We start from the raw sequence: 12,352 nt of genomic DNA on the forward strand, positions 1-12,352 counted from the left end.
ACAAAAAAGGGAGCCATTCGGCTCCCTTTCGGTATTCTTTCTTGGCGACGTTAAAATTAACGACGTAGGCCCAATTTAGCGATCAATTCAGCGTAGCTCGCTTGGTTTTTACGCTTCAAGTAGTCAAGTAATTTACGACGCTGGCTAACCATGCGTAGTAGACCACGACGGCTGTGGTGATCGTGGATGTGCTTCTTGAAGTGACCTTGCAAGTGGTTGATCTGTGCAGTTAACAAAGCAACTTGAACTTCAGAAGAACCAGTGTCTCCTGCTTCACGTGCGTATTCTGCAACGATTGCTGCTTTTTCAGTGCTACTTAGTGACATACTAACTCCTAAAAATGTAAATTTACTCTCCGCCAATCACTAACTCAGCGAAGAAGGACGCGCATTATATAGTGCGTCCTAATGAGTTGCAAGCAACTCGCCTAACTATCGCTATTTTGAATCAAGCGTTTAGGTGCCACTAAACCATCATCGTTTAGCTGGCCAATTCCAACAAATCGACGTTGCTCGCCAATAGTCAGCCTGAACACATCATTCAACGGCGCGCCAGCGACTTGCATCGCTTGGCCTTGCATTAAATATCCACCTAATGCCTCGGGAATATTCACTTCCGCCAAATGGGCGACGGCTGAATCCATTGGCAACAATAAAGGGTCAAGCAACTCTTTAGGAGCAATATCTTGCTCGTTAGCTTGTTCTAATAACGTCTCTAACTGTTCTGGTGTCACCATTCGTTCGCTTGGGTAAGTCGCTACCTGTGAGCGATGCAATTTAACTACATGCGCACCACAACCTAGCATTTCACCTAGATCATCAATAATGGTGCGAATATAAGTACCTTTGCTGCAATGAACATCTAAGGTCAGCATATCGCCATCTAATGAAATAAAGTTGTTTTCATAAACAGTAATTGGCCGCGCTTCACGTTCAATCGTAATGCCTTCACGGGCGTAAGAATACAAAGGCTTGCCGTTATGCTTTAGCGCAGAGAACATAGAAGGTACTTGATTTATCGCACCACGAAATGATGCTAATGCAGCTTCAATCTCGGCTTGATTAACATTCACATCACGCTGTTCAACCACTTCCCCATCGGAATCAGAGGTATTAGTTCGAACACCGAGTTGAGCAGTAACCTGATAACGCTTATCTGAATCTAACAAAAACTGTGAAAACTTAGTGGCTTCACCTAAGCAAATTGGCAGCATACCAGTGGCAAGCGGATCTAGAGCCCCGGTATGTCCGGCTTTTTGAGCAAAATAAATTCGCTTAACTCGCTGCAAAATTCCGTTTGAAGAAACGCCAGTAGGTTTATTCAGCAGAAGGATACCGTCAATAGCTCTACCCTTTTTTCTGCGTCCTTGTCCCATTACTCGCCCTCTTGCTCTTCACCGTTGCCCAAGCTACGACCTGATGCTTCGGCTTTTTGTTGGTCATCTTTAACTGCTTTAGTCGCCAGCTCAGTCATTCGCAAACCTTCACGTAGTGAGCCATCATATTGAAAGCGTAATTCTGGTACAGCACGCAGGCGCATTGCTTTTGCTAACAAATGACGAACGTAGCCCACGTGCTCTTCTAGGGCTTCTAAGCTAGCTTTTACCGCTTCTTCGCTATCGTCTAAAAAGGTCACAAACACTTTAGCGTAAGCAAGATCACGGGTTACTTCAACAGCAGATACTGTCACTAAGCTCAAACGTGAGTCTCGTACTTCTCGTTGCAAAATCATCGCAACTTCTTTTTGAATTTGTTGGGCTACCCGATCTGGGCGGCTAAATTCTCTAGGCATCACATTTCTCCTGATACCACTCCCAAGGGAGTATTGAAAACACAAATGGGGGCGCAAGCCCCCATCTTAGAGATTAATTAAGTGGCGAGCTTACAAGCTACGCTTAACTTCAACAATCTCAAATACTTCGATTTGGTCACCAGCACGAACGTCATTATAGTTCTTAACGCCGATACCACATTCCATACCGTTACGTACTTCGTTTACGTCATCTTTAAAGCGGCGAAGTGACTCTAGCTCACCTTCATAAATAACCACGTTTTCACGTAAAACACGAATTGGGTTAGAACGCTTAACCTGACCTTCAAGTACCATACAACCTGCAATAGCACCAAGCTTAGGTGACTTAAATACGTCACGAACTTCAGCTAAGCCCATAATTTGTTGTTTAAATTCTGGAGCAAGCAAGCCGGTCATTGCACTCTTAACTTCATCGATTAAGTCATAGATTACGCTGTAGTAGTGTAGATCTACACTTTCAGTTTCGATGATACGCCGCGCAGTTGCGTCGGCACGAACGTTAAAGCCAAGTACGATAGCGTTAGACGCAGCGGCTAGCGTTGCATCAGTTTCGGTAATACCACCAACACCACGGCCGATAATGTTAACTTTAACTTCGTCAGTTGAAAGCTTAGACAGAGAATCAGCAATCGCTTCAAGCGAACCTTGTACATCAGATTTAAGTACAATGTTAAGCTCTTGAACTTCACCTTCTTCCATGTTGGCAAACATGTTTTCAAGTTTAGATTTTTGCTGACGCGCTAATTTAACATCACGGAATTTACCCTGACGGTAAAGTGCAACTTCACGAGCTTTCTTCTCATCACGAACCACAGTAGCTTCGTCACCAGCTTGTGGCACACCAGATAGACCTAGAATCTCAACAGGGATTGAAGGGCCGGCAGTTTCGATGTCTTTACCGTTTTCATCTTTCATGGCACGAATACGACCGTATTCGAGACCACAAAGAATGATGTCGCCTTTTTCTAACTGACCGTGTTGTACCAAGATAGATGCAATTGGACCGCGACCTTTATCAAGGCGAGATTCAATTACTACACCCGATGCAGCGCCAACATGGCTAGCTGTAAGCTCTAGTACATCAGACTGAAGCACAATCGCTTCTAATAAGTCATCAATACCTTCACCACTTTTCGCTGATACGTGAACAAATTGCACGTCGCCGCCCCAGTCTTCTGGAATAACATCGTGTTGTGATAGTTCAGTTTTAACGCGATCAGGGTCGGCGGCTTCTTTATCGATTTTGTTTACCGCTACAACTAATGGCACTTCAGCAGCACGGGCGTGCTGAATCGCTTCAATAGTTTGTGGCATTACACCATCATCTGCAGCCACTACCAATACAACAATATCGGTTGCTTTAGCACCACGAGCACGCATCGAGGTAAACGCAGCGTGTCCTGGAGTATCTAAGAAGGTGATCATGTTGTCGTTAGTTTCAACATGGTAAGCACCAATGTGCTGGGTAATACCGCCAGCTTCACCATCGGCAACTTTGGCGCGACGAATGTAATCTAGTAGCGAGGTTTTACCATGGTCAACGTGCCCCATAATAGTTACAACGGGTGCACGAGTTGTTTGCTCACCGGTTGATTCCGCTTCTTGCATAACTTGTTCTTCAAGCGCGTTTTCTTTAACTAGAACCACTTTATGGCCAAGTTCTTCAGCAACCAACGTTGCAGTTTCTTGGTCGATAACTTGGTTGATGGTCGCCATTGCGCCCATCTTCATCATGGCTTTAATCACTTCAGTGGCTTTGATTGCCATTTTGCTAGCTAATTCACCAACTGAAATGGTTTCGCCAATGCGTACTTCACGCTCAACCGGTTGCGCAGGCTTGTTGAAGCCATGCTGCATAGTAGTTGGAGTTGCAACTTGACGCTTATTACCTTTGCGGCCACCACGACGATTGTTATTGTTATCGTCGTTTTGCTTAGCTTTACGCTTCTTGCGGCGAGGAGCTTCAGCTTTTTGCTCTTGCTCATCTTCTGCAGCACGAGCATAAGTAGATGTAGTTGTGTGGTAATCGGCAGATTCTTCACGCTTTTTACGGGCTTTTTCTTCTTCGGCCCAACGCGCGGCATTTTCTTCTGCTAGCTTCTTCGCTTCTTCTGCTTTTTTCTCAGCTTCGGCCTCAGCTTTCGCAATTGCAGCTTCTTCTTGCTTACGCAAGATATCGGCAGCTTCTTTCTCTGCAGCTAATTGCTCAGGAGATTTTTCTGCGTCAGACTGTTTTTCAGCTTCTTTAGCTTTAGCCGCAGCGGCTGCAGCAGCTGCCGCTTTTTCTTCGCGCTTCACTTTCTCTTCTGCTTCACGCTTAGCTTTATCTTCAGCGGCTTTCTTTGCAGCGGCTTCAGCTTCAACACGAGCTGCTTCTTCTGCTTCTAGGCGTGCTTTTTCTTCGGCTTCTTGCTTCGCTTGCTCTTCAACTGCGCTGCGTTTAACGTAAGTTTTCTTTTTACGCACTTCTACTTGAACTGCGCGAGACTTACCGCCAGTACCAGATACACTTAAGGTGCTCTTGGTTGTACGCTTTAAGGTCATGCGGCTTGGCGAGCTTTCTTCACCATGCTGTAATTTTAGATGCTCAAGAAGCTTAGTTTTCTCTTCTTGAGTAACATTGTCGGTTAAAGACTTTTTAATACCAGCATCTGCAAATTGCTGAATTAATTTATCTTCGTTTGTTCCCACGTCGGTCGCGAGTTGTTTAATTGAAACTTCTGTCATCGGGCTATTGTCCTCCGTCGACCTTATTCTTCGTCGCCAAACCAGCAAATCTGTCTGGCGGCCATAATCAGTTCGCCGGCTTTCTCTTCCGACAACTCTTCAATATCTTCCAGCTCATCTACACCTTGCTCTGCAAGATCTTCTAAGCTAATTACGCCTTTACTTGCCAGTACAAACGCTAGGTGACGCTCCATACCTTCAAGAGCAAGTAGCTCTTCACTTGGCTCGGCGTTATCTAAAGACTCTTCTTTAGCTAGAGCTTCGGTGACTAGTGCCGCTTTAGCACGCTCACGCAACTCGTTAACGATATCTTCATCTAGGCCGTCAATGCTGAGTAGTTCGCTTACTGGTACGTAAGCAATCTCTTCTAAAGAAGTGAAACCTTCTTCAGCAAGAACGGTTGAGAACTCTTCATCAATATCTAGGTATTGAACAAACGTATCGATAGCTTTTTGAGCTTCAGCTTGGTGTTTATTGTTTGCATCTTCAACAGTCATTACATTTAGTTCCCAACCAGTAAGTTGAGACGCTAGACGTACGTTTTGACCATTACGACCAATAGCTTGGGCAAGGTTATCAGCTTCAACAGCGATATCCATTGAGTGGCTATCTTCGTCTACGATGATTGAAGCAACTTCAGCTGGAGCCATGGCGTTAATCGCGAATTGAGCTGGGTTATCGTCCCACAACACAATATCTACACGCTCGTTATCAAGTTCACCTGAAACGGCTTGAACACGCGCGCCGCGCATACCAACACAAGCACCAACCGGATCGATGCGGCGGTCATTACTTTTCACAGCAATTTTTGCTCGTGAACCTGGATCGCGAGCAGCAGCTTTAAGATCAATCATCTCTTCAGCAATTTCTGGCACTTCGATTCGGAACAACTCGATCAGCATTTCTGGGCGAGTACGGCTCATAAACAATTGAGCGCCACGAGCTTCTGGTTTCACTTCGTACAGCAAACCACGAACACGGTCACCCGGGCGGAAAGCTTCACGAGGAAGTGATTCTTCGCGATGAATAACTGCTTCAGCATTGTTACCAAGGTCAACAATGATATTTTCACGGCTTACCTTTTTAACAACACCTGTTACCAATTCATTCACTTGGTCAAAATATTGTTCAACAACTTGAGCGCGCTCTGCTTCACGTACTTTCTGTACGATAACTTGCTTAGCAGTTTGCGTAGTAATGCGGTCAAACACTACAGATTCGATTTGCTCTTCAACATAATCACCAAGTTCAATTTCTGGCTCTTCGTATTGGGCAGCTTCTAAAGTAATTTCACGGTATGGATTTTCAATCGCTTCTTGATTTTCAACAACCATCCAGCGACGGAAGGTATCAAAACTACCGTCTTTGCGATCGATATCAACGCGAACTTCAATATCGCCTTCATACTTTTTCTTGGTTGCCGTTGCTAAAGCAATTTCCATAGCTTCAAAGATTTTTTCACGCGGTAGAGCTTTTTCGTTCGATACCGCATCAACAACCAACAAGACTTCTTTGTTCATTCCTGACCCTCTTTAGTCAAACTGGGGAACCAGATGCGCTTTTTGTACATTACCTAGCGCGATCCGATGTTGTTCTTTGTCTACTGCTAAAACGACAGTGTCGTCTTCAACAGCAATAATTTCACCCTGCCATTTACGGCGATTGTTTACAGGCATACGTACCTGTAGAAAAGCAATCTCACCAATAAAACGTTGATAGTGTTCCGCTTTAAAAAGAGGGCGTTCTAAACCAGGAGATGACACCTCAAGGTTGTATTCAGTGCTAATTGGATCTTCAACATCCAAAATAGCGCTAGCTTGTCGACTTACGTCGGCGCAATTGTCGACATTAATGCCGTTTTCGTGGTCAATAAACAAACGCACGATCGAGTGCTTGCCAGCACTAACATATTCGATACCTAAAAGCTCAAAACCCAGCGCTTCAACCGCTGGAGTAAGCATGTCAGTTAATCGTTGTTCTACAGTTGCCAAGGTTCCCCTCCAGAAACAAAAAAAGGGCGTAAAGCCCAGTTCTAGCACCTAAGGTGCGGCGAGAAAATAACAAAAAGCCCCGATGAAGCGGGGCTTTAAAATTTCTGAGCCTTTAACACTATCACTACCTAAGTATTTGATAGTTGGTTGCGGGAGCCGGATTTGAACCGACGACCTTCGGGTTATGAGCCCGACGAGCTACCAGACTGCTCCATCCCGCGTCCGATTGCCGAGGATTATATCAATCACTCTGACAGGATGCAAAAATAACTATTGGTGCCGAGAGCGGGACTTGAACCCGCACGTCCATAGGACACTACCCCCTCAAGATAGCGTGTCTACCAATTCCACCACCTCGGCTAAAATTAGTTTGGTACGTCGCTACCAGGGTTTGCTGGTGATGCTGGAACATCAGCATCTTGAAGCACTTGTTCAGCAGCAGGCTGAGACAAATCGCTCCATTCATCAACTTGTTGGGTTTGTTTGGCTGAAAGGTTGCCTAACACCAAGCTGATTACAATAAACAACGTTGCACAAATAGCGGTTGCTCTAGTTAAGAAGTTACTTGAACCAGAAGAACCAAATACTGTGTTAGATGCGCCAGAGCCAAAAGATGCGCCCATATCAGCACCCTTGCCTTGCTGAATTAACACTAGACCAATCAAAGCCAGTGCAACAACTAAATAAACTACTAATAAAATTTCGTACATTCTCTTTCACCTAAGTGTGGGTCGGTCTTCATTCCGACCGTCATTTAGTGAAACACAAGTCACCAAAGCGGGCGAATATTAGCGAACCTCTGCTACTAATACAAGCGCCAAGCTCAAAAAACTTCTACTCTGTGTTCAACCGTTTAATTATTGTTCGCTTTAGTTGCAAGCAGCTCTTACAGCATCAGCGATATCGTTAGCGCATTGTTCTACTAGAGCAGAATCCGCCCCTTCGACCATTACGCGCAGTAATGGCTCTGTACCAGATTTGCGAAGCAATACTCGGCCTGAGTCACCTAGTTGATTCTCGGCTTTAGCTTGAGCTTTTTTCACTAAGTCACTGCTTAATGGATCGCTATCACCTTTAAAGCGCACATTGACCAGTAATTGAGGATAAAGCGTTAAGTCACTTAGTAAACCTCGCAAACTCTGTTTTTGTGCCAACATAGCAGCTAGAACCTGCAGTGCAGCAACGGTACCATCACCTGTTGTGGTATGACCCAAGCAAATAATATGACCAGAGTTTTCGCCGCCGTAAGTCCAGCCGCGCTCAGATAATTGCTCCATAACGTAGCGGTCACCAACTTTAGCTCGGCTAAACGGAATATCCATTTCGGCAAAGGCTTGCTCTAAAGCCAAATTGCTCATTAGTGTGCCAACAACACCGCCACTTAAGTGATTACTTAACTTAGCGTCTTTGGCCAAAATATAGAGAATCTCGTCACCATCAACTTGTACACCATGTTGATCGATCATCATGACACGATCACCATCGCCATCGAGCGCGATACCAAGATCTGCTTTGTGTTCTAAAACTTTTTCAGCTAATAAGCCGGTATCGGTAGCACCACATTTCTCATTGATATTCAGACCGTCAGGCTGGTTACCAATAGCAACTACTTCTGCACCCAACTCGCTAAATACTTTTGGTGCAATGTGATAAGTGGCACCGTGTGCGCAATCCACTACAATCTTAAGGCCTGATAAGTTGTATTTATTAGGAAAAGTACTTTTACAAAACTCAATGTAACGACCCGCTGCATCTTCAATACGGCGAGCTTTACCTAACGCTGCCGAATCTACACAGGTCATTGGATTATCCAACTCAGCTTCAATCGCTAACTCCACTTCATCGGGTAACTTAGTGCCATTAGCAGAGAAAAACTTAATACCATTGTCGTAGTAAGGGTTATGAGAAGCACTAATCACAATGCCCGCTTCAGCCCTAAAAGTACGAGTTAGGTAGGCAACTGCTGGTGTAGGCATAGGGCCTACAAAGCTTGCTTGAACACCCGCGGCGGAAAGGCCTGCTTCTAGAGCAGATTCCAGCATATAGCCAGAGATTCGTGTATCTTTACCGATTAGTACCTTACGTGTTCCCGTGCTCGACAAGACCTTACCGGCTGCCCATCCTAGTTTTAAAGCGAATTCAGGGGTAATTGGGTACTCACCCACCTTACCGCGAACACCATCCGTGCCAAAATATCGTCTTGTCATTACTTACTCATCTGTACTTTTGAATAAACCTTTAGTGCATCAGCCGTTTCTTGAACGTCATGTACACGAAATATGTGTGCTCCCTGTTGAGCAGCTAATACAGCACCAGCTACACTAGCTGCCATTAAGCTATCTGGAGATTTACCCAGCAGCTTACCGAACATGCTCTTGCGGGAGACGCCTGCCAAAATCGGCAAGCCGAGCTGCTTAAACTCATTTAATTGAGCAAGCAGCTGAAAATTGTGGTCAAGAGTTTTACCAAAACCGAAACCTGGGTCAACTATTATATTCGATTCAACAATGCCTGCCGCTACACAGCTCTCAACTCGTTGCTTTAAGTAAGTAATTACTTCGCTCACGACATTATCGTATTGAGGGTTAGCTTGCATACTTCTAGGTTTACCTTGCATATGCATAATGCACACTGGCACCCCTGAATCAGCCGCAACCTCTAGCGCCCCTGGATTAGTTAAGGCGCAAACATCGTTAATGATATCAGCGCCCGCTTCAACGGCTTGCTGCATCACTTGAGCTTTATTGGTATCTATCGAAACCAAGCAATCAAAACGCTGCTTAATAGCCTTAATCACACCAACGGTTCGTTGCAGTTCCTCGGTTAATGAAACATCCTCAGCGCCTGGTCGCGTAGACTCTCCGCCCACATCAATTATATCAGCACCTTCATTAAGCATTTGCTCTACACGTGCTAGTGCCTGCTCATGAGAAACATAAGCGCCGCCATCGGAAAAGGAATCAGGCGTAACATTGAGAATGCCCATAATCACCGGGCGTTTGAATTGATGAGGACCAATATTGAGTGCAATAGTCATTTTTCTTTACTTACAAAAAAGCCCTGTAAGCGACTTACAGGGCTAACAACTTAATTTAAGCCTTACTGAGCAGGATCTTCACCTATGGTTTTAGGTGGCTCAGGTGCATCAGTTTTTGCGTCGTCAGCTTTAGCTTCATCACCTTTGTCATTAGATTCAGGTGGTGTTGGCTTGTCTGAGTCATCCCAATCAGCCGGTGGACGAGGAGTTTTACGCTCCATCAAATCGTCTATCTGTCGAGCATCAATGGTTTCGTACTTCATTAACGCATCTTTCATGGTATGCAGAATATCCATGTTTTCGGTCAACAAAGATTCAGCGCGCTGATAGTTACGATCGATGACAGAGCGAATCTCTAAGTCGATGGCCTTAGCGGTATCATCAGACATATGCTTAGTTTTAGCAGCACTGCGTCCTAAGAATACTTCACCTTCTTCATCAGCATAAAGCAGTGGCCCCATAGACTCTGAAAGACCCCATTGAGTAACCATCTTACGGGCAATTTCAGTTGCTCGTTCAATATCATTGCTAGCACCGGTCGATACTTTCTCATCACCGTAGATAATACGCTCAGCTAAGCGCCCACCGTACAAGCTAGAGATCATGCTTTCTAAATGCTGTTTGCTATGGCTCACTCTGTCTTGCTCAGGCAAGTACATTGTTACACCTAAAGCGCGACCACGCGGAATAATACTCACTTTATATACAGGATCATGCTCTGGTACTAAACGACCTACAATTGCATGGCCTGCTTCGTGATAAGCAGTCATCTCTTTTTCAGCTTCGGTCATAACCATCGATTTACGCTCAGCGCCCATCATGATCTTGTCTTTAGCTTTTTCAAATTCTTCCATCGAAACAGTACGCTTGCTACCGCGAGCGGCAAACAATGCAGCTTCGTTTACAAGGTTTGCTAAATCTGCACCAGAGAAGCCAGGAGTACCACGAGCAATTACCGCGGCATCTACACCATCTCCCAAAGGTACTTTACGCATGTGCACTTTTAGAATTTGCTCACGACCACGGATATCTGGCAAGCCTACCGTTACTTGGCGATCGAAACGACCAGGGCGCAATAACGCTGGGTCTAATACGTCTGGGCGGTTAGTTGCAGCAATAACAATAATGCCTTCATTACCTTCGAACCCATCCATTTCAACTAGCATTTGGTTTAGTGTTTGCTCACGCTCATCGTGCCCACCACCTAAACCGGCACCACGCTGGCGACCTACGGCATCAATTTCATCAATAAAAATGATACACGGAGCAGACTTTTTAGCTTGCTCAAACATGTCACGAACACGTGAAGCACCAACACCTACGAACATTTCTACAAAGTCTGAACCAGAAATAGTAAAGAAAGGCACTTTTGCTTCACCAGCGATAGCTTTAGCAAGTAAGGTTTTACCGGTACCTGGAGGACCAACCATCAATACGCCAGTAGGAATTTTACCACCAAGCTTTTGGAACTTAGTTGGATCACGTAAGTAATCGACTAACTCACCCACTTCTTCTTTGGCTTCATCACAACCTGCTACGTCAGCAAAAGTGGTTTTAATTTGGTCTTCGCTCATTAAGCGTGCTTTACTCTTACCAAAAGACATAGCGCCTTTACCACCACCGCCTTGCATTTGACGCATGAAGAATATCCATACACCGATTAGCAATAGCATCGGGAACCAAGAAATGAAGATAGAGGTTAATAGCCCCTGCTCTTCTGGTTGCTCACCCAATACCTTTACATTGTGGTTGATAAGATCATTAAGTAGGTCTTTATCGTGCAAGGGAATAATAGTGCTAAATTGCTCACCAGTACGCTTGATGCCTTTAACATCTTGCCCACTAATACGCACTTCGCGGATCTGTTCTTGATTCACTTCCTTTACAAAGGTGGAATAGTCCATTTGCCGACCACTGCTTGAATCAGGGCTAAAGCTTTGGAATACAGACATCAAAACCACAGCTATTACCAGCCACAGAATCAGATTTTTTGCCATGTCACTCAAGACGAAAACCTCACCGGTTATTTTTAAATAAGAATTATTATCTAGCGTACTATAGTTTAAAGCCACTAGCCACTATATAGACTTCTCGAGAGCGAGCCCTCGAGGAATCTGGCTTACGAGTTTTCACACTGGTAAACATAGAACGTACTTGCTGGAGATATTGATCAAAGCCTTCGCCTTGGAATACCTTTACTGCGAAGCTGCCTTTTGGCCCAAGCACTTCACGACACATATCTAATGCTAGTTCAACTAAATACATTGCACGTGATTGGTCAACATTATTGTTGCCACTCATATTGGGCGCCATGTCTGACAACACAACATCCACTTTCTTCTCACCCACTCGTTCGAGCAAAGCGTTTAGCACCTCTTCTTCGCGAAAATCGCCACAAAGAAAGTCCACGCCAGCAATTGGGTCCATAGGTAAAATGTCACAAGCTATTACATGGCCGTCTAAACCGACTTGCTCGACGCAGTATTGAGACCAACCACCGGGTGCAGCACCAAGGTCAACTACGGTCATGCCCGGTTTTAGTAACTTATCTTTATTTTGAATCTCTTCAATTTTAAATACCGCTCTTGAACGCAAGCCAAGTTTTTGGGCTTTTTGCACATAGTGGTCATCAAAATGTTCAGTTAACCAGCGTTTAGAGCTGGCAGTATGTTTTTTATTGGTCACAAATAGTTTCCACTATAGTTACAAAACCGCACGGTATCATGATTATAAAATAGTATTAGTGATTAGATGGCGCTAGAATGTGCTTTTTTCAACCCCGAGT

Annotated in this window: 11 protein-coding genes and 2 tRNA genes; all 13 read right to left on the bottom strand. The window is 44.8% G+C overall.

Annotation, left to right across the window (positions count from 1 at the left end; genetic code table 11):
* Positions 1-56 precede the first annotated feature (56 nt).
* Positions 57-326, bottom strand: a complete 270-nt coding sequence (gene rpsO / locus OAG1_RS15400) for a 30S ribosomal protein S15 (protein WP_016402372.1) — start codon at positions 324-326, stop codon at positions 57-59.
* 101 nt (positions 327-427) lie between these two features.
* Positions 428-1,375 carry a tRNA pseudouridine(55) synthase TruB gene (gene truB, locus OAG1_RS15405; RefSeq protein WP_338621895.1) on the bottom strand — a complete coding sequence of 316 codons (948 nt, stop codon included), beginning with the start codon at positions 1,373-1,375 and terminating at the stop codon, positions 428-430.
* Positions 1,375-1,791: a 30S ribosome-binding factor RbfA gene (rbfA, locus tag OAG1_RS15410; RefSeq protein ID WP_338621896.1), complete on the bottom strand. Its 417-nt coding sequence runs from the start codon at positions 1,789-1,791 to the stop codon at positions 1,375-1,377. The genes truB and rbfA overlap by 1 nt, the downstream gene beginning before the upstream one ends.
* A 90-nt stretch (positions 1,792-1,881) precedes the next feature.
* Complete coding sequence (infB, locus tag OAG1_RS15415) at positions 1,882-4,539, bottom strand: translation initiation factor IF-2 (protein ID WP_016402375.1); 2,658 nt, start codon at positions 4,537-4,539, stop codon at positions 1,882-1,884.
* 23 nt (positions 4,540-4,562) lie between these two features.
* The gene (gene nusA, locus OAG1_RS15420) at positions 4,563-6,059 is read right to left on the bottom strand and encodes a transcription termination factor NusA (protein WP_016402376.1); all 1,497 of its coding nucleotides are present in this window, start codon (positions 6,057-6,059) and stop codon (positions 4,563-4,565) included.
* 12 nt (positions 6,060-6,071) lie between these two features.
* Entirely contained in the window at positions 6,072-6,530 is a 459-nt protein-coding gene (gene rimP / locus OAG1_RS15425; RefSeq protein WP_016402377.1) for a ribosome maturation factor RimP, read from the bottom strand.
* A 144-nt stretch (positions 6,531-6,674) separates the two neighbouring features.
* A tRNA-Met gene (locus tag OAG1_RS15430) sits at positions 6,675-6,751 on the bottom strand.
* 53 nt (positions 6,752-6,804) lie between these two features.
* A tRNA-Leu gene (locus tag OAG1_RS15435) sits at positions 6,805-6,890 on the bottom strand.
* Positions 6,891-6,895: 5 nt separating this feature from the next.
* Positions 6,896-7,240, bottom strand: coding sequence for a preprotein translocase subunit SecG (secG, locus tag OAG1_RS15440; protein WP_016402378.1), 345 nt, complete (start codon positions 7,238-7,240; stop codon positions 6,896-6,898).
* Positions 7,241-7,399: 159 nt separating this feature from the next.
* Complete coding sequence (gene glmM / locus OAG1_RS15445) at positions 7,400-8,737, bottom strand: phosphoglucosamine mutase (protein WP_338621897.1); 1,338 nt, start codon at positions 8,735-8,737, stop codon at positions 7,400-7,402.
* The gene (folP, locus tag OAG1_RS15450) at positions 8,737-9,567 is read right to left on the bottom strand and encodes a dihydropteroate synthase (RefSeq protein ID WP_338621898.1); all 831 of its coding nucleotides are present in this window, start codon (positions 9,565-9,567) and stop codon (positions 8,737-8,739) included. Before folP ends, glmM begins: the two co-directional genes overlap by 1 nt.
* 62 nt (positions 9,568-9,629) lie before the next feature.
* Positions 9,630-11,573 (bottom strand): ATP-dependent zinc metalloprotease FtsH, encoded by a 1,944-nt coding sequence (ftsH, locus tag OAG1_RS15455; RefSeq protein ID WP_152779749.1) that lies wholly within the window; start codon positions 11,571-11,573, stop codon positions 9,630-9,632.
* A 49-nt stretch (positions 11,574-11,622) separates the two neighbouring features.
* Entirely contained in the window at positions 11,623-12,252 is a 630-nt protein-coding gene (rlmE, locus tag OAG1_RS15460; protein ID WP_338621899.1) for a 23S rRNA (uridine(2552)-2'-O)-methyltransferase RlmE, read from the bottom strand.
* Positions 12,253-12,352: the final 100 nt, after the last annotated feature.

Source organism: Agarivorans sp. OAG1 (genome assembly GCF_037076485.1).
Taxonomy (GTDB): domain Bacteria; phylum Pseudomonadota; class Gammaproteobacteria; order Enterobacterales; family Celerinatantimonadaceae; genus Agarivorans; species Agarivorans albus.